This window comes from Georgfuchsia toluolica (assembly GCF_907163265.1).
In the GTDB taxonomy this organism is placed as follows: Bacteria; Pseudomonadota; Gammaproteobacteria; order Burkholderiales; family Rhodocyclaceae; genus Georgfuchsia; species Georgfuchsia toluolica.
This window is the reverse complement of record NZ_CAJQUM010000001.1, coordinates 3,073,938-3,100,513: the sequence shown is the minus strand read 5'-3', so window position 1 is coordinate 3,100,513 and position 26,576 is coordinate 3,073,938. Positions and strand designations below refer to the sequence as shown.

The window sequence follows — 26,576 nt, the reverse complement described above, 5'->3', positions numbered from 1 at the left end:
TGCCCCCCCACGTTCGCAAACCACGCTCACTGCCCCCCACAGGGGGGCGCATGCCCCCTCGGGGCGGCCCGTCGGAGGCATAACATGCTCGCCAAGTTTTTCATCGACCGGCCGATTTTTGCCTGGGTGATCGCCATCATCATTGTGCTGGCCGGCAGCCTGGCGCTGAAGAAGCTGCCGGTATCCGCCTATCCGCAAGTGGCGGCGCCTTCGATCGCATTCAACATCACCTATCCCGGCGCTTCGGCCCAGGTGGTCGAGGACACGGTGACTACCCTGATCGAACAGGAGATGAACGGCATCGAGCACCTGCTCTACATGGAAGCGGCGTCGGAACTCGGCGTCGGCACCCTGACGCTGACTTTCGAACCCGGCACCAACCTCGACAACGCCTCGGTCGAAGCGCAGAACCGCTACAAGCGCGTCGAGGCGCGCCTGCCTGAGGACGTGCGCCGGCTCGGCGTGCCGGTGACCAAGCCGCAGCGCAACTACCTGATGTTCGTCACGCTGTTCTCGCCCGACAAGAGTCTTGACAGCGTTGCGCTCGGCAGCTTCGCCGCCGCCAACGTACTCGACCAGGTCCGCCGCGTACCCGGGGTCGGCGAGGCGATCCTGTTCGGCACCGAGTATTCCATGCGCATCTGGCTGAAGCCGCAGCAGTTGAATGCCTACAACCTGGCGCCGGCCGATGTCGCCCGCGCCCTGCGCGCCCAGAACGTGCAGCTCGCCACCGGCGAAATGGGCCAGGCACCCGCCAGCGCCGGCCAGCAGTTCAACGCCGTGATCGTCACGCGCGGCCGGCTGGCTACGCCAGAGGAATTTGGCAATGTCATCGTACGGGCGCGGCCCGACGGTTCCACGGTGCGCGTCAAGGATGTCGCGCGCGTCGAACTCGGCGCCCAGGACTACAACATCTTTGCCCGCATGGATGGCCAGCCGACAGCGGCCATTGCGGTGCGCGTCGCTCCCGATGGCAACGCCATGGAAGTCGCAAAGGCCGTTCAGGCCAGGATGACGGAACTGTCGCACTACTTTCCGAAGGGAATTACCTGGGCCGTGCCCTACGACACCTCGCGTTTCGTCGAGATTTCGATCACCGAGGTACTCTACACGCTGGCCGAGGCGATGATCCTGGTGTTCCTGGTGATGTACCTGTTCCTTGAAAACTTCCGCGCCACCCTGATCCCGGCCGTTGTCGTGCCAGTGGCCCTGATGGGCGCGCTCGGCGGCCTCTATGTGCTCGGCTACTCGATCAACGTGCTGACCATGTTCGCCATGGTACTGGCAATCGGCATCGTCGTCGACGATGCCATTGTCGTTGTGGAAAACGTCGAGCGCATCATGACCGAGGAAGGACTGCCGCCGCGGGAGGCAACGCGCAAGGCGATGGGGCAGATTTTTTCCGCCATCATCGGCATTACCCTGGTGCTGATGGCGGTGTTCGTGCCGATGGCCTTCTTTGGTGGTTCCGTCGGCGCCATCTACCGCCAGTTCGCGGTCACCCTGGTGCTGACCATGACCTTCTCGGCCCTGATGGCGCTGACGCTGACGCCGGCCATGTGCGCCACCATCCTCAAGCACGCGCCGGGGAAGGAACTGCTGCCCACGCGCGGCTTCTTCGGCATCTTCAACCGCGCCTTTCGTCGTACCAGCACCGGCTATCATTCCGCCGTCGAACGGATACTCCGGCGCACCGGCCGCTGGTTGTTCATCTATGCTGCCATCATTATCGGTGTCGTCTGGCTGTTCGCCCACCTGCCCGGCAGCTTCCTGCCCGAGGAAGACCAGGGCTACTTCATCAACATGATCCAGTTGCCGCCGGGCGCCACCCAGGAGCGCACGCTCGAAGTGGTCAAACAGGTCGAGGACTTTTACCTCAAGCAGACCGACGTAGTCGACCACGTGATCGGCGTCGTCGGCTTTTCCTTCTTTGGCCGCGGCCAGAATTCCGCGGTGACCTTTGTTCGCCTTAAAGACTGGGACGACCGCAAGGATGAGAAGAGTGGCGCCAACGCGGTAATACAGCGCGCCAACATGGCGCTGTTCCGCATCAAACAGGCCTTCATCCTGGCCGTCAACGTGCCGCCGATTCCGGAACTCGGCGCCGTCGGCGGTTTCGACTTCCGTCTCCAGGACAGGGCCGGGCTTGGTCGCGACAAGCTTATGGAGGGACGCAATATGGCGCTCGGTCTGGCCGCGCAAAATCCAGCCCTGGCCGGCGTACGGCCCGAAGGTCAGGAACCGGCGCCGCAACTCATGCTGGATATCGACCAGGCCAAGGCACAGGCGCTGTCGATCGACATGGCCAACCTTAACGACACCCTGCAATCGGCGCTCGGCGTCTCCTATATCAACGACTTCGTGCGCCAGGGCCGCATCTTGCGCGTGCAGATGCAGGCCGAGAAGGACCTGCGTGCCGATCCGACAGAAATCCTGCGGCTGCCGCTGAAGAACACGCGCGGCGAGATGGTCCCGCTGTCCGAAATTGCCCACCCGCGCTGGGTGGTCGGATTGCCCAAGCTTGACCGCTACAACGGCAACCCGGCCTTCAAGCTTTCCGGCGGACCGGCGCCCGGCTACAGTACCGGCGAAGCCATGGCGGCGATGGAGAGCATCGCCGCAAAACTGCCGCCGGGCATGGGTTTCGACTGGTCGGGCACCTCGTTCGAAGAGCGGCTTTCAGGTAGCCAGGCGCCTTTCCTCTTTGGACTCTCAATGCTGGTCGTCTTCCTCGCGCTGGCCGCGCTCTACGAGAGCTGGTCGATTCCCTTCGCGGTGATCCTGGTGGTGCCGCTCGGCCTGCTCGGCGCACTGCTGGCGGTGACGCTGCGCGGATTGCCCAACGACGTGTTTTTCAAGGTCGGCCTGATTGCCATCATCGGCCTCTCCAGCAAGAATGCCATCCTGATCATCGAATTCGCGCGCCGGCTGCATGAGGACGGCATGGATCTTGTCGCGGCGACGCTGGAAGCCTGCCGCCTGCGCTTCCGGCCGATCCTGATGACCTCGCTTGCCTTCATCCTCGGCGTGCTGCCGCTGGCGATTTCTACCGGCGCCGGCGCCCAGAGCCGTCACGCCATCGGCACCGGCGTCATGGGCGGCATGATCGGCGCCACGGTGCTGGCAGTCTTCCTCGTGCCCGTGTTCTTCGTCGTCGTGCGCAGGATTTTCCCCGGCAAGCCGCATCAGGAGCATGCTGATGAATAAGCAGATCGCAATCGCGCTGGCGGCTGTCCTCACCGGCTGTTCTATGTTGCCGGACTACCAGCGGCCGGCGCCGCCGGTGGCGCAAAACTGGCCGGCATCCGCCGCCGGCACGCGCCAGGCGACGGCAACCGAATGGCGCACTTTCTTCCCCGACGCGCGCCTGCAAACGCTGATCGCGGCAGCGCTTGAGCACAACACCGACATGCGCATCGCCGTCGCTCGCGTCGATGAGGCAAGGGCCCAGTTTGGCATCGCCCGCGCCGACCGCATCCCCAATATCAACCTGGCGGCGAGCCGCAATGCCGCGCTGACACCGGGCGACCTGTCGCCGACGGGCAGGCCGCTCAACAGCCAACGTTATGACGTCGACCTATTGATGCCGGCCTTCGAGCTCGACTTCTGGGGCCGCGTCAAGAGTCTCAGCGACGCCGCCCTGGCGTCTTATCTCGCGACCGAGGAAGCCCGGCGCGCGTTCCGCCTGTCCTTGATTTCCGATGTCGCCAATGCCTACCTGGCGCTGCTCGAATTTGACGAGCGTGTCGGCATCGCCCGCGTCACGTTGCGCAGCCGTGAGGAGACACGCACTCTGATCGGTAAGCGCCGCGAAGTGGGACTGGCTTCGGACCTCGATTTTCTCCAGGCCGACGGCGCCTACGAAACCGCTCGTGCCGATCTCGCCAACCTGCTGCGCAGCCGCGCGGCCGCCGACAACGCGCTGGTCCTTTTGACTGGAAAAATGCCATCGGAATTGCCGCATGGTCGGTCGCTGGCTGAGCAGGGTATTGTCGCAGATCTTGCCGCGGGCCTGCCCGCCGAGGTTCTGCTGGCGCGGCCGGACGTGCTCGCCGCCGAACAGAAACTGATCGCCGCCCATGCCAATATCGCAGCGGCACGGGCCGCCTTCCTGCCGCGGATCACCCTGACCGCGACACTGGGCACCGCCAGCCAGGCGTTGTCCGGTCTCTTTGCCGCCGGCAGCCGTGCCTGGAGTTTCCAGCCGGTGCTCGGCCTGCCGCTGTTCGACGCCGGCCGCACGGCGGCGAACGTTGACCTCGCCGAAGCCCGCCAGGTGATCGCGGTGGCCGAGTACGAGAAGACGATCCAGCAGGCTTTCCGCGAAGTGGCCGACCTGCTTGCCGCGCGTGAGCAACTGGCCGTGCAAGCCGATGCGCTCGACACCGCCGCCAAGACCCAGGCCCAACGCCTGAAGCTGGCCGATGCCCGTTATCAGAATGGCATATCAAGCTACCTCGAAGTTCTTGACGCCCAGCGCGAGCTATTCACTGCGCAACAGAATGCAGTGCAGACGCGAAGGCAGTTGCTAACCGCGGCAGCGCAGTTATACCAAGCCCTGGGCGGTGGACGGAATAACTTGCACTGACCCCTGTTCCCGATTACTGATCGTAAGTAATAAAGTCTGTCGGAGCCAGTAAACGCCAAAGGGAAACTTGCCGGCCAGATTGGGCCGCGATTATTGAGCCCATTGCGTCACCGAAGGCTCTTGTTGTTATCTACTGGTGCTAGTGAAGGTGATGCTGAGGTGCTGAAAACAGCTTGGGAGCTACTTAAGAGAATAACTGCTTGTAGCTCGATAGCAGGCTTGTATGGCGGATTCAACCGATGGATGCAACACACTAGACACTGCGGAAGCAGAAGGAGTGTTGCATCTACCGGTTGAATCCGCCGCCCAAAGCAAACTTATGCCAGATATGAGTGATAAGCCCGCTTTCTGAACATACAGCCGCCCCTCGAAAAAGTTCATCGTTCGCCGGCAGCCGACCCCAAATAGTCATCCAACCTTCAACTCATGGCGGTGGCTCATCTGTTATCTCTTCGCTGACTGAGGTAATGGCTGCTATCAGTGGCTAAAGAAGAACTGCAAAGCTAGACGCGGATCAGGATCCGCTTCAGGGCACGGTGATTGCAGACGAGGTCGGCCAGAGTGTATTCATCCAGCACCCCGTAGAGCGCATCGAAGGCGCTGACGAGGATGTCTTTTAGACGACAAGTCGGAGTGATGCAACAGGCGCCTTTTTCCTCGCCGAGACACTCGACGATCGGCGCGCTGCCTTCGGCCTGCCTGATGACCTGCCCCAGGCGGATTTCCTCCGGCGGCCGGGCCAGGCGGATGCCACCGCCCTTGCCCCGTATCGATTTGACAACACCGGCACGCGCCAACTGGTGCACCACTTTCATCAGATGGTTCTCTGAAATCCCGTAAGCAGCAGCAATGACCGGGATGGTCGCAAGTTTCGATTCATCCAGGGCAAGGTAGATCAGCACCCGCAGGGAATAGTCGGAAAAAGTGGTCAGGCGCATGATCCCTTTAAGAAACAAAAAATGTATTGCTTTAGTCGTTGCGCGGTGATAATCTGAAGCTGTATTAATTATACAGCTTTAATTTAACTATGGCCAATAGCGAATCCGCGCCTGATCCTGATGAGATCCGCAATGCGTTGCTACAAGTCGTCGATCCCGAGGCAGGCATGAACATCGTCGATCTCGGGTTGATCTATCGCATCGAGGTCGCTGCCGACATGGTGACGGTCGAGATGACCATGACCTCTCCCGCATGCCCAATGGGAGACATGATCACCGCCGAAGTCGAGCAGGTTTTGCGGGAGTTACTGCCCGACTCCGTTCGATGCGATGTTCGCCTCGTCTGGTCGCCAGCCTGGGATCCTTCATTGATGAGCGAACAAGCCCGGCAGCATTTCGGCTGGTGATTCGCCGGCACTCCTTCCTATCCCCACCCCCAACCAGGAGCAATAGCATGAGCAGTCCAGAAGCCATCAAGACCATCGTCGACGTTCGCGAAATCGCCCCGCGTGAGCGCCATCCACTGATTTTCGGCACTTTCGATCAACTGTCGCCCGGCGAGGCGCTGATGCTGATCAACGACCACGATCCAAAGCCGCTGTTCTACCAGTTCCAGGCGGAGTCCGCTGGCAAGTTCACCTGGGACTACCTGGAAAACGGCCCGGAAGTCTGGCGCGTTCGCATCGGACGGTCACAGGCCGCCGCCGGCAATAGCAGCGGGCACTGAACGCTCGTCATGAAGCCTGCCGCCCGTCTGCCGATGCTCTTCCTCGGCATGCTCGCGCTGCTTATCGGCGTACTGGCCGGTCTTGCCCGCCTGGCGGTCGCCGTGCCAAACATTGCGGCGGTGCAGGCGGGCAACCATGGGGCGCTGATGGTCGCAGCCTTCCTCGGTACGGTGATCAGTCTGGAGCGGGCCGTTGCGCTCGCACGAGTCTGGCCCTATCTGGCACCCATTTGCGCTGGTTTGGGCGGCCTGGCTTTGCTGGCCTGGGCGCCCCTTTATGTGGCTCAGGCGCTGTTTATAACCGCAGGAACGATCCTGACCGCCGCAAGTATCCTGATCCTGCGTCAGCAGCCGGCGGCATACACTGCTACGCTGGCGCTCGGCGCCTTGTCATGGCTGCTCGGTAGCATCACCTGGGCCATCACCGCGGCGATCGTCTTTGCCGTACCTTGGTGGATGGCTTTCCTGGTGCTCACCATCGCCGGCGAACGCCTGGAACTCTCCCGTTTCCTGCCCACGTCGATAAACGCCAAACGCCTATTCGCTTTCATCGCCGCGGTGATGCTCGCCGGGCTCGGCATGACGTTCTGGTGGGAAGGTATCGGGCTGCCGCTCTTTGCTGCCGGACTAATCGCCTTGTCGCTATGGTTGCTGCGCTATGACATCGCACGCCACACGGTCAGGCAGTCCGGGCTGACCCGTTACATTGCCGCCTGTCTGCTCGCAGGCTACGCCTGGCTCGCCTTCGGTGGTCTGCTCGGTCTGGCCGGCGGCTTTTCCCCCGGCAACCCGCTGCGCGATGCGGCGCTCCATGCCATTTTCCTGGGTTTCGTGTTTTCGATGATTTTCGGCCATGCCCCAATCATTTTTCCGGCGGTCGCTAAAATCAGAATTCCCTATCACCCGGCCTTTTATCTGCAGCTCGCGCTGCTTCACGCCTCGCTGCTGGCGCGGATCATCGCTGACCTCGGCGACCTGGCGGAATTGCGACAGCGTGCGGCGATCGCCAATGGCATCGCCCTGCTGATTTTCCTGATCACGATGCTTGCCAGCGCGCTGCGCGGGAGAAGCGAAGATGCCAGGCGGGCGAACTGGCAGGCACTGCCGGAGGATCAATGAAACGTTGTCAAAGCCTGGCCTGGCTTTCCCGGCAACACTATGCAGCGCTGGTGCTGGCGAAGCATGCGCAGCGCGCCAGCACGGACAGCACGGAGGCCACGCGCCAATTGATGGCTCATGCTGTCGAAATTTTTGAGCGTGAACTGGAGCCTCACTTTCATGTCGAGGAAGAGACGCTGCTTCCCTTATTGACGGCTGCGGGAGAAACCGATCGAGTCAGGCGCACTCTGGACGAACACGAAGAATTGCGCTGCCTGATCAGCCGGCTCAGGACAGGAGATGCGGCAAGCCTGCGCCGCTTCGGCGACATATTGGAAGCGCACGTCAGATTCGAAGAACGCGAGCTGTTTGCGGTTGCCGAGTCGATCCTGGCACCCGAGGCACTCGCCATTTTAGAAATGCATGACCTAACCACTGGAGCCTGAACCATGAAAACCCACCTTCACCTGTCCCCCGACGCCATTTACCCTTTCGATGCCCGCGGCATCGCCAAGCGCTTTCGGCACGCCGCGATCTTCGGTGCCCTCGACGCCTTGCGCGGAGGCGAGACGATGCGTTTCGTCAATGACCACGATCCACTTCCATTGCTCGATCAGTTGCAGCAGCACTATGGCGAGAAAGTCGTCATCCGTTATCAGCAGCGGGAGCCGGGGCCGATCGTGATCGACTTTGTCAAACAGTGAGCATTCTCCTCAGGCAGGAAGAAAATAACCATGAAATACCCTGATTTTTTTGATGCGGTACCGCGTCTGAAACTGCGCGACCCGCTGGCGGAATTTCTTGGCGCCTGCAACGAGGGCGTCATCGAGTATGGCTATATCGATGCCGTCAAGCTGGCCGGCCACTCCTGTCCGACGGTGGCCTCCGCCTACTGGATGACGCGCCAGGCGCTTGGCGCGCTCTATGGCGCGGAACTGCCCGAACGTGGCGCAATCCGCGTTGAATTCAGGGAAGACCGACTGAGCGGGGTCACCGGGGTCATCGCGAACGTCGTCTCGATGCTCACCGGCGCCACCCACGACACCGGATTCAAGGGTCTTGCGGGCCGCTTCGACCGGCGCCAACTCCTGTTCTTCAACGCCGATGTGCCACTCGAAATTCGTTTTATGCGCACGGATACGGGCGACAAAATCGATGTGGCTGCCAACCCGCAGGCAGTGGCCGGCGATCCCGACACGGCGCCGCTGATGCGGCGCTGCCTGAGCGAAGATGCCAGCGCGGAAGACCGGCGCCGCTTTGCCACCGCATGGCAGGATCGGGTGCGTTGCATCCTGCTAGAGCGTGGCGACGATCCGGCAGTTTTTATTGTGTGCCGTGCAAGTTGACCCGGCGGGATTCACCCTCGCTTGCACAAGCCCCGGCTCAGCGGGCAATCGATGTACTTGGATCACCGTTTGGCACAAGATGAATGAGCTTAAGCGCTAGCGTCTGAATGCAATTTTTGCAGCGCTGCAAGTTGTTCGCGCAGCGTCCTGTCATCGTGATGACGTTGCGTCGCATCTCGAGCCATGGCAACTGCCCCGATCGTCTTGCCTTCTCCATCATTAACAACGGCAAAGCTCATCTCGACGTATATCGTATCTCCAGCACTCGTCAGGGAGCGGGTAACAATAGCTCGCCCGCCATGCTGTGTGGCGCCACGTGCCATGGCGCGATCAAACCCCGTCCAGTGCGCTGCCCGTAGCCGCTCCGGAATAATCAGATCCAGTTTCTGGCCGGTTATCTCGCCCCTCGGATAACCAAAGAGCGCTTCTGCAGCCGCATTCCAGCCACGAATGATTCCTTCCGTATCCGCATAGATGATGGCATCTGCCATTTGCTCGACGATCAAACGATAGATATCAGGCTGTGTGCTTACGCTCATTTCAATTTCACAGCGGCGGGCGCTTTTGGTTGAGCCACAACTGTACCGATGGCCGTTGCCACTGCTGCCTTGCATAAGCAGCCAACCTTTCCGGTACTGGATCACCATTTAACACGAGGCGATTGAGCATAAGCGCAAGATCGACATCAGCGATGCACCACTGACCAAACAGGTTTGTGGAGTCGAGAGAAAGCAGCGACTCTGCAACAAAAAACAGCTTCTCTGCCGATGCCTGCGCTTTCGCAGAGAGTCGGGGCCTGGTTGAATGGTAGAAAATCACTTCAGTCGGACGCTCTTCCCTGATTGGCAGAAGATCGCTGCGAAGCCAGGCCTGAAGTTGCCGCGCCCTCGCGCGATGGCGTGGCTCCAAAGGGTACAAGGGATGGTCCGGAAATATCTGGTCGAGATACTCGGCGATCGCTGACGATTCGGAAAGGGAGAAGCCATTATGAACTATAGCGGGCACCCGCCGGGTCAACGAAATGGTGGCGAAATCCGGCTTTTCATTTGCATTGGCATCGAGATCTATTGTTGCCATCTCGAAGGACCGCCCCTTTTCATGCAAGGCCACGAAGGCCGACATCGCATATGGACTTGCGAATCGGGTATCAACGTAAAGAAGAATATTCGCAGTCAACAAAGAAACTCCCTGAAGAACCAGCGAGGTTTCCCTCCCCGCTTTCCGGCGACACCGACCATCCCTTTCTCGGCGGAAATTTGATCAATTGTCAGATTAGCCGGCTAAAGCGCCACAACGATCAGCAGCAACAATGCCCATGCAATCAGTCCAGCCCCCATCACGGTTTGCGTAATCGCTGCGGCGTTGATTTCCTCGTGCATGTGGCAAAGAGCATAGACTCCCTGGTAAACCAGAATGCACGTAGCCATCAGGGCCACGAGCGCGACGCTGACATTGAAGGCGAGGCTCGGCACCAGCAATGCCAGGGACGACAGCCACAGCGGCGTTGGCGAGATGCCAGCCAGCAGGTAGGCGTCGCGCTTCGAGACATGCACCCTGTAAACAGCCGCGACTTGTCCGACGATCCATCCCATGCCGAGAACGGTAAACACTTCGGCGAGATAAAAGACCATGGCAATCGTTGCCCACGGCTTGCTGCCAAACCCGGCGGCGAATGTGTCACCGTAATGTGTCCCTGCGTAATAGAGCAATAGCGGCGGCAGCGCAGAAAGCGGCAGGATGTGGAACGAGAACAAGCGCACCAGCGACGGCCGAGTCTTTTCCAGATCGAGCCAGCTCTCTCTGGGTGTCAGGATCATTTTGGGAATTGTCAGGATGTTCATGTTGGGCCTCCTTGTATATAAGAGAGAGCGGCTAACGGTTACAATACATCACAAGGTGATTGTGTCACACTATGATATAGATAAGGATAGATGATGAAGAAATCATCGTCAAGAAAATCAGTTGTCCCTGGTTCTGGGCAGGGAACTACCTTGGGAAAGGCAGATTTTGAAAAGCTGTCGCATTTTCGCTATCGCCTGCGTTGTTTCCTGCGCCTGAGCGAGGATTTGTGCCAGAAGCACGGATTGACGCAATTGCAATATTTACTGTTATTACATGTAAAGGGATTCCCAGGACGTGATTGGGCCACCATCGGTGAGCTGGCCGAAAAATTGCAGGCCAAACACAACGGTACTGTTGCTCTCGTCGATCGCTGCGAAAAGGCGGGGTTGGTCAAGCGCATTGCCCGCAAGGAAGATCGTCGCCAGGTTGCAGTGCATCTCCAGCCAAAAGGTGCGCAGTTGCTTGAATCTCTCGCCGCGCTGCATCAACCCGAGCTTCAACTGCTGCGGGAAGAATTCAATTTGCCGGCTTGGGGCGGACCGGCTGCTGTGGAGGTAGAACCATGAGCCAGCAGCGTCCCGGCTTATCGACTTTGTGCATTCATGCTGGCTCTGGTGGCGATGTGCATGGCTCGCCGCAGCTGCCGATCTACAATTCGACAACTTTCCGTTTTGCTGCCACGGCCGACTTGCTCGACGTGATAGAAGGCCGCAAGGCCGGCAGCCTCTACACGCGCTACGGTCTCAATCCGACCATACAGGCGCTCGAAGAAAAACTGGCGGCGCTCGAAGGCGCTGCCGCCGCCTCGGTGTTCGCCTCGGGGATGGCGGCCGCCTCCGCGTTGTTTCTAACGCATGGCCGGCAGGGAATCGTATGCATCGGCGATGCCTATGGTGGCACGCTGGAATTGCTGACGAGCCAGCTTCCAGCACTAGGCATCGACACCCGCTTTCTGCTCGGCCACGAACTCGGTCGTCTCGATGATTTGCTGGCAATGGGTCCGCGGCTGGTGTTCCTGGAAACGCCAACCAATCCAACGCTGGAGATTTTGGACATCGCGGCAATTGCCGCGGCGGCGCATCGTCACCGCGCGCTGCTGGCGATCGACAATACTTTCGCAACGCCGGTCAATCAGAACCCTCTGATGCTCGGCGCGGACATTGTCATGCACAGCGCGACCAAATATCTGGGCGGCCACAGCGACCTTGTTGCAGGGGCGCTGATGGGCAGCCGAGAACTGCTTGCTCCCGTCGCCGTCTGGCGCAAGAATCTCGGCCAGACGCCTGCGCCGGAAACCGCAGCACTGTTGTCGCGCAGCCTATGCACGCTGGTCGTGCGCGTGGAACGGCAGAATGCCACGGCGCAGAAACTGGCCGAGGCCATGGCGCGTCATCCATCGGTGGCCAGAGTGTATTACCCCGGCCTGCCGGAATTCCCCGGCCATGCGTTGGCGCAAAGGCAGATGCAAGGGTTCGGCGGCATGCTGACCATCGAAACACATGGCGGCGGAGAAGCAGCGCGGCGTGTCGCCGATCGCCTGGAATTATTTTCTCTGGCGCCGAGTCTGGGCGGGGTGGAAAGTCTGATCACGCAACCGTGCACGACTAGCCATCACGACCTGACGCCGGAGGAGCGCGCCCGTCGCAACATCTCTGATGCCATGCTGCGGCTTTCGGTAGGACTGGAAGATGCCGAGGATCTGATCGCCGACCTTAATTGGGCATTGCGGTTGTAGCAAGACATAAGATCAATCATCATGCAACCACGCCTCTCGCTTGATAAAAACTAAACTCAAGTTTCTGCAGCTTGAAGACATTCATCCTTCTGCAGTTGAAGCCCTCAAACAGGATGGTTACCACCAGACGGAAACACATACCCATGCGCCCATTGGCGCCGAGTTGATCAAGGCGATCGGCAACGCGCATTTCGTTGGCTTGCGTTCTCGCACCCGTCTGACAGAAGAAGTTCAGAGTCAGGCAGCGAAACTGACCGCCATTGGCTGCTTTTGCATCGGCACCAACCAGGTCGATCTGCCGGCCGCGAATGGCAGTTCTGCCGAGGCAGCTTCCGATGCGCACATTCGGTCAACAACAGACGTTCGAGGTTGTCATTCAATTGTGCTAATGGCATGATGAGAACCTTCGGGTGATTCAAGTCTGAAGTCCACTGATGTTTTAATGCGGATTTCGCCGCGTCAAGTTTGACGCTATTGGGAATTCAGCCTCTAGCTTGATCAAGAACTGGCCGTATTTTCGCCTAAGCGCATGTCCAAGTTGATATCTCTTTTACTTCCCCACGTCGGCAAATTGGTGTGGATGGCGCTGCTGCTGGCCATAGCCGTTTGTCTGGCCTGGGTTGTGTTCGATGAATACCAATCGTCCCGGCGCCAGGCTCGCTATCTAGCCGAATCGGCCCGGAGTCTGACGTTTCATGTCGAACCCGGGTCGAGTTCGTCGATCCGCTTCCCGAAAAACGGGCCCATTGATGAACGGCTTGGTTACAGCCGCCTTCCGGCGTTTCTGGAACGTCTATCCGCGAGGAAATACTCCATAGTAGATCAGGCGCACCTTTCGCCCCATATGATGAAGCTGTCGGATGTCGGCCTGTTCCCGATTTACCACGAGAAAGACCAAGCCGGCCTCGACCTGCTCGACTGCAACGGCCGCCCGTTCTATTCGATACGCTATCCCCAGCGCTTGTATCGCAATTTCGAATCCATTCCGCCGCTGCTGGTGAATTCGCTAGTATTCATCGAGGACCATGAACTGCTTGATGCGACACACCCTACACGCAATCCAGCCATCGATTGGAAGCGCTTTACCAAGGCCGTGTTAAATCAGGTGCGGCACGTGGTGGATCCTGACAATGAGACTCCCGGCGGCAGTACGCTTGCCACCCAGATCGAGAAGTATCGGCACTCTCCGGAGGGCCGTACCGCCTCAGGCATAGATAAATTGCGCCAGATGGCTTCGGCGTCGCTGCGCGCCTACCTTGACGGCGAGAACACTCTGCCAGCGCGACGCCAGATCGTCCTACGCTATCTCAATACAGTTCCGCTTGCGGCCAGGTCCGGCCATGGCGAGATCAACGGTCTGGGCGACGGCTTGTGGGCCTGGTACGGGCGCGATTTCGCGGAGGCGAATGCGCTGCTGCAGGCTCCGAATCCCACGCCAGGCGACCGCACGGATGTGATTAAGCGACGTGCAGAGGTTTTCAAGCAAGCACTTTCCCTGATCGTCGCACAGCGCCGCCCGAGTTACTACCTTGGCGAGGGGCAGCGCGATCTTTACGCATTGACTGACAGCTACCTCCGGCTGCTCGGCGCAGCCGGCGTTATCCCATCCACGCTGCGCGATGCGGCATTGGGAGTGAAACTCACACTGCACAAGGCCAGTGAACGACAGCGGCCGGTGTCGTTCGTGAGTCGCAAAGCCGCAAACGCGTGGCGAACCCATCTAGCGGACTTACTGGGGATGCCGCGGCTGTACGACCTCGATCGGCTTGATGTCATGGCCGGCACTACCCTCAATAGCGAGCTCCAGCGCACGGTCACTGAGATACTGCGCAAGCTCGGCGATCCAGCGGCCGCCAAAGCGCAGGGACTGTACGGCTTTCGAATGCTGCGTCCGGGCGACGACCCGAGCAAGATTGCCTTCAGCTTCACCTTGTTAGAGCGTGGCGAGCATGCCAACCTGGTGCGCGTTCAGGCCGACAATCTCGACCAACCCTTCGACATCAACGAAGGCTCCAAGCTTAACCTTGGCTCGACCGCCAAGCTGCGCACCCTGATCACCTATCTGGAAATCGTTGCCGGGCTACACCACAAATATGCCGACAAAAGCAAAAAGGAACTTGCCGCCGTCCCGGTCGATCCCAAAAACGCTCTGGCCCGCTGGGCGCTCGATTACCTCGGCACGGCCAAGGATCGGAGACTGCCGGCGATGCTGGAGGGGGCCATGGAACGGCGCTATTCGGCCAATCCGGGGGAGGCTTTCTTCACCGGCAGCGGCATGCAAAGCTTCGAGAACTTCGATCCCGAGGAAAACCACCGGAAATATTCGGTCCGGCAGGCTTTCCAGAAATCGGTAAATCTGGTGTTTGTCCGGCTGATGCGCGACATAGTCCGGCATTACATCTACCAGGCACCCGGCTCGACCGCACAACTTTTGAAAGATGCTGACGATCCGCGTCGCCGCGAATACCTGTCCCGCTTTGCCGACAATGAAGGACGGGCATTCATATACCGTTTCTACAAAAAGTACCAGGGCAGGACGGCACCGCAGATGCAGGAGATCCTGCTGCAGAGCGTCCATCCGGTACCGCGGCGGTTGGCCACGGTGTTCCGCTCGATTGAGCCGCAAGCGACGCTGGATCAGTTCAGCGCCTTCCTGCGCCAGCAACTGGCGGGAGCCAATCTCCCGGAATCCGAGTTGCGGAATCTGTACGAAAAATTTGGGCCAAAACAATTCTCGCTCGCCGACCGTGGCTACATCGCCGGGGTGCATCCCCTGGAGCTATGGCTGGTCGGCTTCCTGCGCCACAATCCGGGCGCGACACGTATGCAAATCATCCAGGCGAGTGGAAACGAGCGCCAGGCGGTCTATGCGTGGCTGTTCAATACGCGCCACAAGAATGCGCAGGACAATCGCATTCAGAGTCTGCTGGAACTGGAAGCCTTTCTCGAAATCGCCCGCGACTGGCGGCGCCTGGGCTACCCGTTCGAAGCCTTGACTCCTTCCTACGCGAGTGCCATCGGCGCATCCGGGGACCGGCCGGCGGCGCTTGCCGAACTGGTCGGAATCATCCTGAACAAAGGCGTGCGACTGCCGATCGAGAAAATTGAGACGCTGCGCTTTGCGGCGGCGACGCCGTATGAGACCCGCCTCAAATACCAGGCAGCCAAAGCGGAGCGGCTGCTAGCCGAGGAGATCACCAAGGTGGTCCACCGCGCCCTGGTCGATGTGGTCGACGGAGGCACAGCGGCGCGAATTGCCGGGAGGCTGGTGATGAAGGACGGCACGCTGCTTGAGGTCGGCGGCAAAACTGGCACCGGCGACCATCGCTATGAAGTCTACGGACGCGGGGGGCGGACCATCGCCGAGCGGGTGATCAACCGCTCGGCTACTTTCGTTTTTTTCATTGGCGATCGTTATTTCGGGACGATTACCGCTTACGCCCATGAGCCTTACGCGGCACGCTACAAGTTCACCAGCGCGATGTCGGTACAACTGCTCAAATCCCTGGCGCCGGTGCTCACGCCGCTTTTCGAAAGAGATGCGGTGGAGAAACTCACGGCATGTCGGCCGGACTATGTCGCAAAGATTACCTCCGTTCGTAGCGTTCAGAAATGACGCTGTGCCGAAATAGCGAGACGGCTTGCCCGTAATTTTCTTGCCAAACATTTGTGCTGCGCGTCCAAGATTGTTGGGGATATCAGCGCTCGCGTTTTGTTGAATACCGTCATGGCAGAAGCATCGACGCTCGCAATATCGGAGAGGTTGGTCGGCACAATCATGATGTTGTGGTCTTGGCGAGGTTGCCGAGTGCGGCGATATAGAGCTCTGCAACCTTGAGGTTTTCTGCCTGCAACCCGCCTTCTTCGCCGAGCGCAATGGCGACCGTTTCTACCGCTGCCGCAGTCGTAGTTCTTAATATGGAAGTCCCACAATTTGAGAAACGCGGCATGCCATTTTGGACCAACGTCCATTCCGACAAATGGCCAAGGTTCCCCTTCAATTGCGCTGGTGGCTAACGTACCGAGACGCCGCCGGTCAGCAGGCGCCGACCATAGCTTAGTCACCCTTGACGCGATTGCGGCCATCCTCCTTGGCGTGGTAGAGGGCGGCATCAGCCCGCGCGAAGAAAAGTTCTGGTATTCGATCATTCATTCCGAGAACGGCGACGCCCATGCTGACGGTAAAGCGTACGATCCTTCTGTCGTTTGCCTCGACCTCCAACGTCTCAATCTTTCTCCGCAGCCGTTCAGCCACCTCGAGGCCTTGTTCGCGTCTCAGCTCAGGCAACAGAATCGCAAATTCCTCACCTCCTATCCGGCCGAAGATGTCAATTTCGCGCAGTTCGCTCGTGCATGCCCGCGTCAGAGACTTTATGACCTCGTCTCCTATGGCATGCCCGTAGGTGTCGTTAATCCGTTTGAAAAGGTCGATGTCGAGCATGATAAGGGCCAACGGGTGGAGCATACGATGCGCCCGGTGCATTTCCTGGACCATCAATTCCAGGAAGCGCCGACGGTTGTATACGCCGGTCATCGAGTCGGTCGTGGCCATTCGGCGTAGATCTTCCTCAAGCTGTTTGCGCTCGGTAATGTCCCTTATGATGCCAATGAAGAAAAGCCGACCTCCTTCGTCAGCCCAGGTTGCCACGGTAAGCTCTATGGGAAATTCGCGGCCATCCCTGCGCAACGCATGGAACTCCTTGGTCTGGCCACCGAAGGGAGCGCCACCTTTCCTGCCTATGCCCGCCACACCGGCGTCGTGCAGAGGTCGGTAACGGGCCGGAATGATTGCGTGGAGCTTGCTGCCAATCATGGTTTCAGCCGGCCTGCCGAACATGCGCTCAGCACGTTGGTTGAACGAGAGGATGGTGCTGTTTTCGTCGATGGTGATAATGGCATCAGCCGCAACCCTGGCGAGCGAGTGGAATCGCCCTTCGCTATTGCCAGGCCGCGTTGCGGTTTTCATCAACTTAATGATGCCAAGCAGTAAAAACAGCATGCCGGACATATACATGGCCTGTATCGCCGGGATTAGCCAAGTGTAGGGGCCGGCGACACCTGATGTTTCGGCGGACATGCCCTTCAGGATGTCGTGCAACGCGATCAGCCCGATGCCAATGAGTATGAGTTCGCCGCCACTTTGCATGCCGCGGGAGGAGCGCCGCAGGCTGCCCATGATGAATGCGACGCCGACCAATTCGAAAATCCAAACTAGATTGTTTATGATTTCACTCCATTGGCGGACTTATTTCTATAGCTCCAATCTGGAGAAATTCTACTTCTGATTGGCGTAACAATTCCTTTCGAGGCTACGCATGATTACATGCAGGCAGACCGACGAGTTCGCGGCGAGTCTCGCTCCCCTCATCTTGCCATCCTTCGCCATAGCCTCAAGCAGTTGCCTTGCTAGAGCCTCATTTGGCATTGACCCCACTTGCTTACTCTTGCCCGCCATGCCAGTTGTGACGTTCAGAATCCTGCCAGCAACCCAGTAGGTTCCCCGGTACGTCTTCGAGCCAATCTCACATGTAATGGGGTGGCGTTTGATATGGATGTCCATAAAGCAAGATCCCACCCGTGAGCTATTCTGTTGCTACTTCTTTGCCCCAGGCTTCCTACCCGGTGCCGCCGCTGGAATGGTTCCTGCCAATCGACAGAGCTTTCCCTCTACTGATTTGCCGTCTTTGAACCGGGTAACGCTGCATGATGATATTTCGCCCCGCGCGGAAAGCTTCAACAATGAGATGCAAACCTCGGAAAGTGGCATACCCGTTCCGGCGGCAATGTCGCGGTCAAGTTGCTGACCATTTTTCTTCAGGTATTGGAGGATCGGATCTGTTTGCATTCTGAATACCTATTGAATTGCGATTGGCCAAAGGGCGGGTATAACCTGCCCGGATTGACGAAAGCAGGTTACATGGTTATCAAACTCACAACCATCAAACTGGAGTTTCTTTAAGGATTCTCTGCTTGGCCTGTGCTTCAGCCTTGTTGATTTGCGTCACGCCTCTGCCAAACGCATCTCTTTGCGCAATACCCGTCTTGGTGGCTTCAATGCTCTTGAGGCAACGCCATTTTCTTCCTGCCTTTGTTGCAATCTGGCGCATCTCTTCCACAGGATGGTGTCTGCCGCAGTGGTAGCAGTAGGCGGTTTGGAGCGTGGAGGCAGTTTGGGGCATAGCTTGAAACCTATCGATTATTTTCGGGTGGGGAATGGTAGAGCGACCCCGGAAATTCCCCTGTTTTTGAGTCTTTACACAATCTCGGCCAATTAGAGACTCAAGTTGACGATCAACTACGTGACGATCAACTACGCTGAATTCAATTTGGATGTCTACCGGGATCCACCCGTGCGAAATCAGTGGCGCAATACTGGATGATCGAGAATGGCCTCATAGGAATCAATGAAATCTTCAAATTCCTCCTGATCGTGCTCTTGCGCCAGGAACTGGCCGAATTCATTGCGCATGCGGTCAGCGGTCGCGCCACGCAACAAACCCATCCGACCATTGCGCTTATCCAGAATCTCCAGGGCATCATGCCCCGGATAATCGATCACGTATAGCAGCGGGTTGTTAAACAGGACATTCATTGCGGTATCTCGTTGTCGGCTGATCTGGTATGTGCGGCCGATATGCCCGGATTCAAGTCCTAGCGTCGATACCTGACCGCCGGACTGCCCCCAATACCGACCATCGGACTCTCATTATTGAGATCGCCTACGATCCCCAAAATCTTGATTCCGGCCCTCAAAATGCAAAAGCACAACCGCAATGGCCGGCTAAGTGCAAGAAAAACTACGAATTTTGGCTGGCTCCCTGGCTGGGCTCGAACCAGGGACTACGGATTAACGATCAATCACAGTCTACCAGCTCGTTTCGCGTTCCGCCGACGACGTGATCTTGTGGATCGAGAGGTCGGCACCGTCATATTCCTGCTCGGGATCCAGGCGTATGCCGACGATGGCCTTGAGCAAGCCATAGACTGTGAAGCCACCGATCAGGGCGACCGCAATGCCCAGCAGCGTACCAGTCAACTGCGCGCCGAAGCTGACGCCGCCCAGCCCACCGAACTGCTTGAGGCCGAAGATGCCGGCCGCGATGCCGCCCCAGGCGCCGCACAGGCCATGCAACGGCCATACGCCCAGCACGTCATCGATCTTCCAGCGGTTTTGCGTCAGGGTGAACATGTAGACAAACATCGCGCCGGCGAAGGCGCCGACCGCCAGCGATCCGAGCGGATGCATTACGTCGGAACCGGCGCAGACCGCCACCAGTCCGGCGAGCGGGCCGTTATGTACGAAGCCGGGGTCGTTGCGGCCGACAAACAATGCCGCCAAGGTACCGCCCACCATCGCCATCAGCGAGTTCATCGCAACGAGGCCGGAAATCTTGTCGATGGTCTGTGCGCTCATCACATTGAAGCCGAACCAGCCGACGACAAGAGTCCATGAACCCAGGGCGAGAAAAGGAATGGAAGATGGTGGATGCGCACCGGCGATGCCACCATCCTTGTGATAGCGGCCGCGCCGCGCACCGAGCAATATCACCGCGGTCAGGCCGATCCAGCCACCAACCGCATGCACAACTACTGAACCGGCGTAGTCGTGGAAGTTTTCGCCGAAGCTGGCCTTGATCCAGTTCTGTACGCCAAAGGCATTATTCCAGGCGACGCCCTCGAAGAAGGGATAGATGAACCCGACCAGGAGGAAGGTCGCCGCCAGTTGGGGATAGAAGCGGGCGCGCTCGGCAATGCCACCCGAAACGATGGCCGGCACCGCGGCGGCAAAGGTGAGCAGGAAAAAGAACTTGGTCATCTCATAGCCGCTCTTCTGTACCAGCACGTCGGCACCGACCAGAAAATGGGTGCCGTAGGCGATGCCGTAACCGATGAAGAAATAGGCCAGCGTTGACATGCAAAAGTCGCAAAGGATTTTGACCAAGGCATTGACCTGGTTCTTTTTGCGCACCGTGCCAAGTTCCAGAAAGGCGAAACCGGCATGCATGGCGAGAATCATGACCGCGCCCATCAGAATGAACAGAACGTCGGTCGAGGTTTTCAGATTTTCCAATTGGGGGGCCCTCCAGGTAACAGCCGCACCAAAAAGCAACTATTGTTCCTGAAATCTATTTAATTAAAATCATCAGGATAGATTTCGCGGACAAATAATTTTGCACTTGCATGGTGCCTGCAATGGGTTTTACGCATTATGTAAGTGCATAAAACAGGGCGGCATTGCGGGCTTACTGACTTGGTGCATAGCCCTTGGGCAGCAATACCCACATTCGTCCTCTCTGTTTCATCCTGCCTGCTTTCGCACCGGCTTCCGCGCCACTGCCCCAATAAAAGTCGGCTCGCACCGGGCCGCGAATCGCACCGCCGGTATCCTGCGCCAGCACCAGTCGCTGTAGCAGTTCATCCGAATTCGGCTGAGTAGTGGACAGCCAGACCGGACTTCCCAGCGGCGTGGTGCGCGCATCGACGGCGATGCTGCGCTCCGGCGTCAACGGCATTGCCAGCGCACCGGGCGGACCGCTGCCCTCGACCGGCAGCTCGCGAAAGAACACCATGCTCGGATTGACGTTGAGCAGTTCCTGCAAGCGCTTGGGATTCGCCGCCGCCCAAGCCTTGATGCCCTGCATCGAGGTCTGCTCGATTTTCATTTCGCCCTGTTCGGCCAGCCACTTGCCCACGGAACGATAGGGATGGCCGTTCTGGTCGGCGTAGCTGATGCGCACCCGCTGTCCGTCCGGCAAATCGACCTGGCCCGAGCCCTGTATTTGCAGGAAGAAAAAGTCGATCGGGTCGCTGGTCCACATGATGGCATCATCGGCCCGGCGGACTTCCTGTTGCGTCCAATCAGCACGTGAGTAATAGGGCACCAGTTTTCTGCCTTCGAGGCGGCCGCGCAGCCGCAGGTTCCTCAGCTCGGGATAGACCTCGGACAAATCCACCGTGATCAGGTCGTTCGGCACGCCGAACACCGGATAGCGGTAGATATTGTCCGGTTTGCGGCTGCCCTTGATCACCGGTTCGTAATAGCCGGTAATCAAGCCATCGCGGCTGCCATCCGGATTGACCAGTTGCCAGGGCTGCAACTGCGCCTCGAACCAGGCGCGCAGATCATTGCCGCCCCCGCCGCGCGCCGAAGCGCACACACCGCTCCATAGCGCCCGCCGCTCAAGGACTTTGCAGGATGCAAGAAAGGCATCGAATGCCGCGGTGAGATCGTCGCTGCCCCAGCCGGGCAGGTCGGACCAACTGGCGGGTTGCAGCGGTTTTTCGACGGGTTTGGGCGGCACCGGCACTTCGACCGGCGGACAGACACAGGGAGCAGGCGGCGGAGAGGGTGGCACGGCAGCACAGCCGGCAAGCAACAGCGCCATCAGCGCGGGCAAATAAATTTTTTTCTGCATGTCTGCTAAAGTCGAGTGAAAACAAGTGTCCAGATTACCTCATGAATGAATCACATTTAAAACAACTTGCCGATTTGCTGGCGCGCGGCAGCGAGTTGCTGGCCCGCGTCGAGGGCTTGCTGCCAGCCGCGGCGGCACCCGCCGACTGGCGTGCCAAGGCCTTTCGCTGGCGCAAGCTGCGCGGGAATGGATGCCTATTTGCGGTTAAAACCCTGCATTGCATCCGGCTGCAGGACCTGCATGGCGTGGACGCACAGAAGGCCGCCATCGAGCAGAACACGCGGCAGTTCGTCGCCGGCAAGAGTGCGAACAACGTGCTGCTCACCGGCGCGCGCGGCACCGGCAAGTCATCTTTGATCAAGGCCGTACTCAACAAATTCGCTGGCAAGGGGCTGCGCCTGATCGAGGTCGACAAGGACGATCTCGTCGACCTGCCCGAGATCGTCGACCTGGTGCGCGAGCGGTCCGAGCGCTTCATCATCTTTTGCGACGATCTTTCCTTCGAGGCCGGCGAGCCCGGCTTCAAGCATTTGAAGAGCGTGCTCGACGGTTCGGTCGCCGGCATGCCCGACAACCTGCTGGTGTATGCGACATCGAACCGCCGCCATCTGATGCCCGAGTTCATGCACGAGAACCTCGACGCAAAACATGACATCGAGGGCGAACTGCATCCGGCCGAAAGCACCGAAGAAAAAGTCTCGCTGTCGGAACGCTTCGGCCTCTGGCTTTCGTTCTATCCCTTCGATCAGGAGCATTATCTTGTCATTTGCAATCACTGGCTGATGGAACTCGGCTTGACGCAAGCGCAGTGTACCGCCGCGCGCGGCGAGGCCTTGCGCTTCGCCTTGCAGCGCGGCTCGCGTAGCGGCCGCGTGGCCTGGCAGTTCGCGCGCGATTACGCCGGCCGTTTGCAGACCGGACACAAATGACCGTCACCCATGTCGCCGCTGCCGTGCTGCTGCGCGAGGACGGCAGTTATCTGTTGGGCCAGCGCGCCGCCGATACTTTCTACCCGGGCTTTTGGGAATTCCCCGGCGGCAAGGTGGAGCCCGGCGAAGCGCCGCGCGACGCCCTGATTCGCGAGTTGCGCGAGGAACTTGGCATCGAAGTGGTGCAGTGTTTTCCGTGGATCGTGCGCGAACATGAATACGAACACGCCCACGTCAGGCTGCATTTTTTCCGCGTCACCAAATGGCAGGGCGAATTGCAAGACCACGTCCATGCGGCACTGTCATGGCAAACGATAGGCGCGAAAAGCGTCGCACCGATGCTGCCGGCCAACGGACCGGTGCTGAAAGCGCTGACGCTGCCCGATTTCTATGCCATCACGCAGGCTGCCAGGATCGGCGCCGATGCGCAACTCGCCGCATTGGAGCAGGCACTGAAGCATGGATTGCGGCTGGTGCAGATTCGCGAACGGGATATGCCGGAACCGCAGCGCACCGCCTTTGCTTCCGAGGCCGTGCGTCTGATTCAAGGCTTCGGCGCGCGCGCGCTCATCAACGGCGACGCCGATATGGCGCTGGAACTCGGCGCCGACGGCATTCATCTGTCCGCCCGGGAACTGATGGCGCTGACACAAAGGCCGGAATTCAAGCTGGTCGGCGCTTCCTGCCATACGCGCGGCGAACTGGATCAGGCCATTGCGCTTGGTCTGGATTTCGCCGTGGTCGGATCAGTCAACGCGACACCGACGCACGGGATGCAGGAAGGTATCGGTTGGGAAGCATTCAATATAATCATCGCCGACTGCCCCATCCCGGTTTTTGCCATCGGCGGACTGCAACGCGACAACATGCTTGCAGCATGGCGGCACGGCGCGCACGGGATCGCCGCGATTCGTTCCGCCTGGGCGGTTGATTCGTTCTAGTATCTATAGGAATTTGATGGATCGGGTGAAAACAAGAGCTTTCACCACCAAGACACCAAGTTCACGAAGGTGCACCAAGAACGTCAAATTCGATATTATTTTTCCTTGGGGATGCTTGGTGTCCTTGGTGCCTTGGTGGTGAGAGATTTTTGCTATTCATCAGTATTGCTTTGACTGACTACTAGCGCGAATCCGCTTGGCTCTGTAGCCTACGCTCGACTTCAGCGACGTCTGCGTCGCTTACTGCAACGCATTTGCGGCGCGAGGTCTGACCCGATACCAGCGTAAGCCGCGACTTTGGAATACCGAGCCGGGCGGCGAGAAACGCGATCAAGGCGTCATTGGCCTTGCCATCGACCGGCGGCGCCGACAGGCGCAGCTTGAGCGCATCGCCGTGCAGGCCGACGACCTCGGTCTTCTTCGCGCCGGGCTGGATATGCAGCGTAAGCAGCACGCCATCTCCGCTGGCACGCAGCCAGGTCATTGCGGCACCTCCCCCCCAGCCCCCGAAGGGCTCGCTTTGCACAGTTCGCCCGCTTCGGCAGCGCCGAACAATGCTCGGCGAATTCCTGCCTTCGCCCCAGGGAAGGGGGAACGCAAGCGTTCCCCTTCGCGGGAAATTGGGCTCATCCCCTGCCCCCCGCCCCAAGGGTGGGGCAATCAGTCACCTCCCCCTCCCGGAGGGGAGGCCGGGGGGGGGTGCATTGCTTTCCGCGCTTGCGCGGGCGACCCGGCGGACGACGCTCATGGCATCAACAGCCACATGCGCAGCGAGGCAAGCCCGATATCGATCAGCTTGATGACAAAAAACAACGCAATGGGTGACAGATCGATGCCGCCGATCAGGGGGATGACGCGCTGGAACGGCTGCAGCATCGGCCCCGCAACGGCGTTGATTACCGGCGCGACTGGCGCATGTGGATTAATCCATGACAGCAACGCGCTGATGATGACGATTGCGATGGCAAGGGTGCATGCAACGCTTGCGGTTTCAATGAGGGCGATCAGCGCGACGATGCCAATGTGACCCATGCCGCCCTTGAAGAAGCCGCTGATGCCGTAGATCACGCCCAGGTAAATCGCCTGCATCAGCCAGGCCAGCACGAGGCTCGGCAGATCATGTCCCCAGGCAGTGGGAATCACGCGCCGCGCCGGCCGCACCATCCAGTCGGTGATCGTGATGACAAACTGGCCAATGGGATTGCGAAACGGCGCACGTGCCCATTGCATGGCAAAGCGGGCAAGCAGCGCGAAGGTGAAAAAGCCGGCAACGCTTTGCAAGATGAAGTTGAGTATTTGCATGACGATGAACCCTACAAGAAACAGTTAACCACGGCGGCACGGCGGACACGGCGAAAAGCAAGGGTAAAGGCATTGACCAAGGACACTGAGAAAGGCAAGGACAAACTCCGTTTCATGGTTTTGTTTCTCTCCGTGGTTATCGCTTTTGACTTTCGCCTGCCCGCCGTATCGCCGTGGTTCGAATTGATTTTATGAATCTGCCCCCAGTTGGTCGCCAAGCTCAACGCCGCGTGTTTGCGCAGCTTTTGTGGCTCGAGCAATGGCGGCGGCCACGCCATCAGCATCAAGCGATTTGAGCGCCGCCTCAGTGGTGCCGCCCTTCGATGTCACTCGCTCGCGCAATATGGCGGGCGATTCGTTGCCGTGCTCAGCGAGCCGTGCCGCGCCGAGAAAGGTTTGCACCGCGAGCTTGCGCGCGGCTGCCCTATCGAACCCGGCGTCCTCGGCAGCCTTCTGCAATGCTTCCATGAAATAGAACACATAGCCCGGCCCGCTGCCGGAGATGGCGGTAACGGCATCCATCTGCGCTTCGTCGTCGACCCACAGCGTCGGTCCGGCGGCATTGAGGATTTTCTCCGCGCTGGCGCGCTCCTGATGATTTACGCCCGGTCCGGCATAAAGACCGGTGATGCCGGCACCGATCAGGGCCGGCGTATTGGGCATGGTGCGCACGATCCTGGCGTAACCACCGAGCCAGCGGCCGATGTCGCTGGAACGGATACCCGCCGCGATGCTGATTACCAGTTGCGTGCCGAGCCGGCCCTTGAGCGGAGCGATGGCTTCGCGCAATTGCTGCGGCTTGACGGCGAGCATCCAGATGTCGCAGTTCATCGCGCCCTCGTCGATAGCAGGCGTACAGCGCACGCCATAAATGTCGGCAAGCTTCGCGCGCATCTCTGCCACCGGCTCCACTACCTGGATGTCCGTCGCGGAATAGCCCTGATGACGCAGGCCGCCGATCAGGGCATTGGCCATGTTGCCGCCGCCGAGAAAACTAATCTTCATATCTATCTTTCTCCAAATATCGCCGTGCCAACGCGCACGATGGTCGCACCTTCAAGAATAGCCGCTTCAAGATCGTGCGACATGCCCATTGACAGCGTATCCAACGCCAGGCCCTGCGCATTCAACCGATCCTGCAATTGTCGCAGCAAGGCAAAGCGCGAACGCAACAGCGCAATATCTTCGGTCGGTTCGGGAATGGCCATCAGGCCGCGCAAGGTCAGATTCGGCAGGCGCGCCACCGCCTGCGCCAGCGCTGCGGCCTCTTCCGGCGCACAGCCGCTCTTGCTCGCTTCGCCGCTGACATTGACCTCGATGCAGACCTGTAATGGCGCCAGCGCGGCAGGCCGTTGCGCCGACAGCCGCTCTGCCAGCTTTGCCCGATCGAGCGAATGCAGCCAGTCGAATCGTTCCGCCACGGTGCGCGTCTTGTTGCTTTGCAAGGGGCCGATGAAATGCCATTCGAGACGCGGCTCGACGACAAGATCGCGCAGTTGCGCGATCTTGTCCGTCGCTTCCTGCACATAGCTCTCGCCAAAGGCGCGCTGCCCGCAGGCTACCGCTGCGCGCACTTGCACGGCGGGCCAGGTCTTGCTTACCGCCAGCAGCGTAACGCTTGCCGGCGCACGCCCTGCCGCCGCGCAGGCTGCAGCAATGCGCTGTCTCACGACTTGCAAGTTGGCGGCAATTGTTGTCATATAGCGGGGTCGCG

30 protein-coding genes are annotated in these 26,576 nt (G+C 59.4%); 15 read left to right on the top strand and 15 right to left on the bottom strand.

Annotated features, from left to right (window positions below; translation table 11 throughout):
* Positions 1-84: 84 nt before the first annotated feature.
* Together K5E80_RS14715 and K5E80_RS14710 are read left to right on the top strand one after the other, a co-directional pair.
* Positions 85-3,207, top strand: coding sequence for an efflux RND transporter permease subunit (locus K5E80_RS14715; RefSeq protein WP_220636870.1), 3,123 nt, complete (start codon positions 85-87; stop codon positions 3,205-3,207).
* The gene (locus K5E80_RS14710) at positions 3,200-4,588 is read left to right on the top strand and encodes an efflux transporter outer membrane subunit (RefSeq protein ID WP_246591000.1); all 1,389 of its coding nucleotides are present in this window, start codon (positions 3,200-3,202) and stop codon (positions 4,586-4,588) included. The genes K5E80_RS14715 and K5E80_RS14710 overlap by 8 nt, the downstream gene beginning before the upstream one ends.
* Before the next feature lie 503 nt (positions 4,589-5,091).
* Here the strand turns inward: K5E80_RS14710 and K5E80_RS14705 are convergent.
* Positions 5,092-5,526 carry an RrF2 family transcriptional regulator gene (locus K5E80_RS14705; protein ID WP_220636868.1) on the bottom strand — a complete coding sequence of 145 codons (435 nt, stop codon included), beginning with the start codon at positions 5,524-5,526 and terminating at the stop codon, positions 5,092-5,094.
* Positions 5,527-5,615: 89 nt separating this feature from the next.
* Here K5E80_RS14705 and K5E80_RS14700 point away from each other — a divergent pair, with 89 nt between their 5' ends.
* Genes K5E80_RS14700 through K5E80_RS14675 form a run of 6 tightly spaced genes read left to right on the top strand, consistent with a single transcriptional unit; the run spans position 5,616 to position 8,697 of the window.
* On the top strand, positions 5,616-5,933 hold the full coding sequence (locus K5E80_RS14700; RefSeq protein WP_220636867.1) for a metal-sulfur cluster assembly factor: 318 nt from the start codon (positions 5,616-5,618) through the stop codon (positions 5,931-5,933).
* A 47-nt stretch (positions 5,934-5,980) separates the two neighbouring features.
* Positions 5,981-6,253 carry a DUF2249 domain-containing protein gene (locus tag K5E80_RS14695; RefSeq protein WP_220636866.1) on the top strand — a complete coding sequence of 91 codons (273 nt, stop codon included), beginning with the start codon at positions 5,981-5,983 and terminating at the stop codon, positions 6,251-6,253.
* A gap of 9 nt (positions 6,254-6,262) precedes the next feature.
* Positions 6,263-7,372 carry a hypothetical protein gene (locus tag K5E80_RS14690; protein ID WP_220636865.1) on the top strand — a complete coding sequence of 370 codons (1,110 nt, stop codon included), beginning with the start codon at positions 6,263-6,265 and terminating at the stop codon, positions 7,370-7,372.
* Positions 7,369-7,797: a hemerythrin domain-containing protein gene (locus tag K5E80_RS14685; protein WP_220636864.1), complete on the top strand. Its 429-nt coding sequence runs from the start codon at positions 7,369-7,371 to the stop codon at positions 7,795-7,797. Before K5E80_RS14690 ends, K5E80_RS14685 begins: the two co-directional genes overlap by 4 nt.
* A gap of 3 nt (positions 7,798-7,800) precedes the next feature.
* The gene (locus K5E80_RS14680; protein WP_220636863.1) at positions 7,801-8,055 is read left to right on the top strand and encodes a DUF2249 domain-containing protein; all 255 of its coding nucleotides are present in this window, start codon (positions 7,801-7,803) and stop codon (positions 8,053-8,055) included.
* 30 nt (positions 8,056-8,085) lie between these two features.
* On the top strand, positions 8,086-8,697 hold the full coding sequence (locus tag K5E80_RS14675; RefSeq protein ID WP_220636862.1) for a hypothetical protein: 612 nt from the start codon (positions 8,086-8,088) through the stop codon (positions 8,695-8,697).
* An 89-nt stretch (positions 8,698-8,786) separates the two neighbouring features.
* On the opposite strand, the gene K5E80_RS14670 is transcribed toward K5E80_RS14675, so the two are convergent.
* The 3 genes from K5E80_RS14670 to K5E80_RS14660 form a co-directional block, all read right to left on the bottom strand.
* Positions 8,787-9,236: a PAS domain S-box protein gene (locus K5E80_RS14670; protein WP_220636861.1), complete on the bottom strand. Its 450-nt coding sequence runs from the start codon at positions 9,234-9,236 to the stop codon at positions 8,787-8,789.
* 7 nt (positions 9,237-9,243) lie between these two features.
* On the bottom strand, positions 9,244-9,873 hold the full coding sequence (gene yfcF / locus K5E80_RS14665; RefSeq protein WP_220636860.1) for a glutathione transferase: 630 nt from the start codon (positions 9,871-9,873) through the stop codon (positions 9,244-9,246).
* A 104-nt stretch (positions 9,874-9,977) separates the two neighbouring features.
* Positions 9,978-10,538: a Yip1 family protein gene (locus tag K5E80_RS14660; RefSeq protein WP_220636859.1), complete on the bottom strand. Its 561-nt coding sequence runs from the start codon at positions 10,536-10,538 to the stop codon at positions 9,978-9,980.
* A gap of 93 nt (positions 10,539-10,631) precedes the next feature.
* Here K5E80_RS14660 and K5E80_RS14655 point away from each other — a divergent pair, with 93 nt between their 5' ends.
* From K5E80_RS14655 to K5E80_RS14640, 4 genes are all read left to right on the top strand, one after another.
* Entirely contained in the window at positions 10,632-11,105 is a 474-nt protein-coding gene (locus tag K5E80_RS14655) for a MarR family transcriptional regulator (RefSeq protein WP_220636858.1), read from the top strand.
* The gene (locus K5E80_RS14650) at positions 11,102-12,274 is read left to right on the top strand and encodes a trans-sulfuration enzyme family protein (RefSeq protein ID WP_220636857.1); all 1,173 of its coding nucleotides are present in this window, start codon (positions 11,102-11,104) and stop codon (positions 12,272-12,274) included. Before K5E80_RS14655 ends, K5E80_RS14650 begins: the two co-directional genes overlap by 4 nt.
* 40 nt (positions 12,275-12,314) lie before the next feature.
* Positions 12,315-12,671, top strand: coding sequence for a Rossmann-fold NAD(P)-binding domain-containing protein (locus tag K5E80_RS17235; protein WP_220636856.1), 357 nt, complete (start codon positions 12,315-12,317; stop codon positions 12,669-12,671).
* Positions 12,672-12,803: 132 nt separating this feature from the next.
* A complete protein-coding gene (locus K5E80_RS14640) occupies positions 12,804-15,890 on the top strand; it encodes a transglycosylase domain-containing protein (RefSeq protein ID WP_220636855.1) in 3,087 nt (1,028 codons plus the stop codon).
* 160 nt (positions 15,891-16,050) lie between these two features.
* Here K5E80_RS14640 and K5E80_RS14635 read toward each other — a convergent pair whose 3' ends face one another.
* The 7 genes from K5E80_RS14635 to mltA all read right to left on the bottom strand — a co-directional run bounded on the left by K5E80_RS14635 (position 16,051) and on the right by mltA (position 21,690).
* Positions 16,051-16,224, bottom strand: coding sequence for a band-7 C-terminal domain-containing protein (locus K5E80_RS14635; RefSeq protein ID WP_220636854.1), 174 nt, complete (start codon positions 16,222-16,224; stop codon positions 16,051-16,053).
* Between the two features lie 107 nt (positions 16,225-16,331).
* Complete coding sequence (locus tag K5E80_RS14630; protein ID WP_220636853.1) at positions 16,332-17,450, bottom strand: sensor domain-containing diguanylate cyclase; 1,119 nt, start codon at positions 17,448-17,450, stop codon at positions 16,332-16,334.
* Between the two features lie 417 nt (positions 17,451-17,867).
* Positions 17,868-18,119, bottom strand: coding sequence for an ArsR family transcriptional regulator (locus tag K5E80_RS14625; protein ID WP_220636852.1), 252 nt, complete (start codon positions 18,117-18,119; stop codon positions 17,868-17,870).
* Positions 18,120-18,213: 94 nt separating this feature from the next.
* On the bottom strand, positions 18,214-18,390 hold the full coding sequence (locus K5E80_RS14620; protein WP_220636851.1) for a hypothetical protein: 177 nt from the start codon (positions 18,388-18,390) through the stop codon (positions 18,214-18,216).
* Between the two features lie 242 nt (positions 18,391-18,632).
* Positions 18,633-18,866: a DUF3567 family protein gene (locus tag K5E80_RS14615; RefSeq protein ID WP_220636850.1), complete on the bottom strand. Its 234-nt coding sequence runs from the start codon at positions 18,864-18,866 to the stop codon at positions 18,633-18,635.
* Positions 18,867-19,139: 273 nt separating this feature from the next.
* Entirely contained in the window at positions 19,140-20,345 is a 1,206-nt protein-coding gene (locus K5E80_RS14610; protein ID WP_220636849.1) for an ammonium transporter, read from the bottom strand.
* 172 nt (positions 20,346-20,517) lie between these two features.
* Entirely contained in the window at positions 20,518-21,690 is a 1,173-nt protein-coding gene (gene mltA / locus K5E80_RS14605) for a murein transglycosylase A (protein ID WP_220636848.1), read from the bottom strand.
* Between the two features lie 41 nt (positions 21,691-21,731).
* Here mltA and K5E80_RS14600 point away from each other — a divergent pair, with 41 nt between their 5' ends.
* Positions 21,732-22,619 carry an ATP-binding protein gene (locus tag K5E80_RS14600; protein WP_220636847.1) on the top strand — a complete coding sequence of 296 codons (888 nt, stop codon included), beginning with the start codon at positions 21,732-21,734 and terminating at the stop codon, positions 22,617-22,619.
* Complete coding sequence (locus K5E80_RS14595; RefSeq protein WP_220636846.1) at positions 22,616-23,560, top strand: Nudix family hydrolase; 945 nt, start codon at positions 22,616-22,618, stop codon at positions 23,558-23,560. Before K5E80_RS14600 ends, K5E80_RS14595 begins: the two co-directional genes overlap by 4 nt.
* A gap of 181 nt (positions 23,561-23,741) precedes the next feature.
* Here K5E80_RS14595 and K5E80_RS14590 read toward each other — a convergent pair whose 3' ends face one another.
* Both K5E80_RS14590 and K5E80_RS14585 read right to left on the bottom strand, forming a co-directional pair.
* On the bottom strand, positions 23,742-24,044 hold the full coding sequence (locus K5E80_RS14590) for a DUF167 domain-containing protein (RefSeq protein ID WP_220636845.1): 303 nt from the start codon (positions 24,042-24,044) through the stop codon (positions 23,742-23,744).
* Between the two features lie 260 nt (positions 24,045-24,304).
* Positions 24,305-24,790: a YggT family protein gene (locus K5E80_RS14585; RefSeq protein WP_246590998.1), complete on the bottom strand. Its 486-nt coding sequence runs from the start codon at positions 24,788-24,790 to the stop codon at positions 24,305-24,307.
* Between K5E80_RS14585 and K5E80_RS14580 the strand changes: the two genes are divergently transcribed.
* Entirely contained in the window at positions 24,785-25,057 is a 273-nt protein-coding gene (locus K5E80_RS14580) for a hypothetical protein (RefSeq protein WP_220637386.1), read from the top strand. The genes K5E80_RS14585 and K5E80_RS14580 overlap by 6 nt on opposite strands.
* Here K5E80_RS14580 and proC read toward each other — a convergent pair.
* Both proC and K5E80_RS14570 read right to left on the bottom strand, forming a co-directional pair.
* On the bottom strand, positions 25,052-25,867 hold the full coding sequence (proC, locus tag K5E80_RS14575) for a pyrroline-5-carboxylate reductase (protein ID WP_220636843.1): 816 nt from the start codon (positions 25,865-25,867) through the stop codon (positions 25,052-25,054). The genes K5E80_RS14580 and proC overlap by 6 nt on opposite strands.
* 2 nt (positions 25,868-25,869) lie before the next feature.
* The gene (locus K5E80_RS14570) at positions 25,870-26,562 is read right to left on the bottom strand and encodes a YggS family pyridoxal phosphate-dependent enzyme (RefSeq protein ID WP_220636842.1); all 693 of its coding nucleotides are present in this window, start codon (positions 26,560-26,562) and stop codon (positions 25,870-25,872) included.
* Positions 26,563-26,576: the final 14 nt, after the last annotated feature.

Excerpts from the sequence above, each read along its gene's own strand:
- K5E80_RS14715 (WP_220636870.1), top strand. The coding sequence starts at position 85 with ATGCTCGCCAAGTTTTTCATCGACCGGCCGATTTTTGCCTGGGTGATC.
- K5E80_RS14710 (WP_246591000.1), top strand. The coding sequence starts at position 3,200 with ATGAATAAGCAGATCGCAATCGCGCTGGCGGCTGTCCTCACCGGCTGT.
- K5E80_RS14705 (WP_220636868.1), bottom strand. The coding sequence starts at position 5,526 with ATGCGCCTGACCACTTTTTCCGACTATTCCCTGCGGGTGCTGATCTAC.
- K5E80_RS14700 (WP_220636867.1), top strand. The coding sequence starts at position 5,616 with ATGGCCAATAGCGAATCCGCGCCTGATCCTGATGAGATCCGCAATGCG.
- K5E80_RS14695 (WP_220636866.1), top strand. The coding sequence starts at position 5,981 with ATGAGCAGTCCAGAAGCCATCAAGACCATCGTCGACGTTCGCGAAATC.
- K5E80_RS14690 (WP_220636865.1), top strand. The coding sequence starts at position 6,263 with ATGAAGCCTGCCGCCCGTCTGCCGATGCTCTTCCTCGGCATGCTCGCG.
- K5E80_RS14685 (WP_220636864.1), top strand. The coding sequence starts at position 7,369 with ATGAAACGTTGTCAAAGCCTGGCCTGGCTTTCCCGGCAACACTATGCA.
- K5E80_RS14680 (WP_220636863.1), top strand. The coding sequence starts at position 7,801 with ATGAAAACCCACCTTCACCTGTCCCCCGACGCCATTTACCCTTTCGAT.
- K5E80_RS14675 (WP_220636862.1), top strand. The coding sequence starts at position 8,086 with ATGAAATACCCTGATTTTTTTGATGCGGTACCGCGTCTGAAACTGCGC.
- K5E80_RS14670 (WP_220636861.1), bottom strand. The coding sequence starts at position 9,236 with ATGAGCGTAAGCACACAGCCTGATATCTATCGTTTGATCGTCGAGCAA.
- K5E80_RS14660 (WP_220636859.1), bottom strand. The coding sequence starts at position 10,538 with ATGAACATCCTGACAATTCCCAAAATGATCCTGACACCCAGAGAGAGC.
- K5E80_RS14655 (WP_220636858.1), top strand. The coding sequence starts at position 10,632 with ATGAAGAAATCATCGTCAAGAAAATCAGTTGTCCCTGGTTCTGGGCAG.
- K5E80_RS14650 (WP_220636857.1), top strand. The coding sequence starts at position 11,102 with ATGAGCCAGCAGCGTCCCGGCTTATCGACTTTGTGCATTCATGCTGGC.
- K5E80_RS14640 (WP_220636855.1), top strand. The coding sequence starts at position 12,804 with ATGTCCAAGTTGATATCTCTTTTACTTCCCCACGTCGGCAAATTGGTG.
- K5E80_RS14635 (WP_220636854.1), bottom strand. The coding sequence starts at position 16,224 with ATGCCGCGTTTCTCAAATTGTGGGACTTCCATATTAAGAACTACGACT.
- K5E80_RS14630 (WP_220636853.1), bottom strand. The coding sequence starts at position 17,450 with ATGGGCAGCCTGCGGCGCTCCTCCCGCGGCATGCAAAGTGGCGGCGAA.
- K5E80_RS14625 (WP_220636852.1), bottom strand. The coding sequence starts at position 18,119 with ATGCAAACAGATCCGATCCTCCAATACCTGAAGAAAAATGGTCAGCAA.
- K5E80_RS14615 (WP_220636850.1), bottom strand. The coding sequence starts at position 18,866 with ATGAATGTCCTGTTTAACAACCCGCTGCTATACGTGATCGATTATCCG.
- mltA (WP_220636848.1), bottom strand. The coding sequence starts at position 21,690 with ATGCAGAAAAAAATTTATTTGCCCGCGCTGATGGCGCTGTTGCTTGCC.
- K5E80_RS14600 (WP_220636847.1), top strand. The coding sequence starts at position 21,732 with ATGAATGAATCACATTTAAAACAACTTGCCGATTTGCTGGCGCGCGGC.
- K5E80_RS14595 (WP_220636846.1), top strand. The coding sequence starts at position 22,616 with ATGACCGTCACCCATGTCGCCGCTGCCGTGCTGCTGCGCGAGGACGGC.
- K5E80_RS14590 (WP_220636845.1), bottom strand. The coding sequence starts at position 24,044 with ATGACCTGGCTGCGTGCCAGCGGAGATGGCGTGCTGCTTACGCTGCAT.
- K5E80_RS14585 (WP_246590998.1), bottom strand. The coding sequence starts at position 24,790 with ATGCAATGGGCACGTGCGCCGTTTCGCAATCCCATTGGCCAGTTTGTC.
- proC (WP_220636843.1), bottom strand. The coding sequence starts at position 25,867 with ATGAAGATTAGTTTTCTCGGCGGCGGCAACATGGCCAATGCCCTGATC.
- K5E80_RS14570 (WP_220636842.1), bottom strand. The coding sequence starts at position 26,562 with ATGACAACAATTGCCGCCAACTTGCAAGTCGTGAGACAGCGCATTGCT.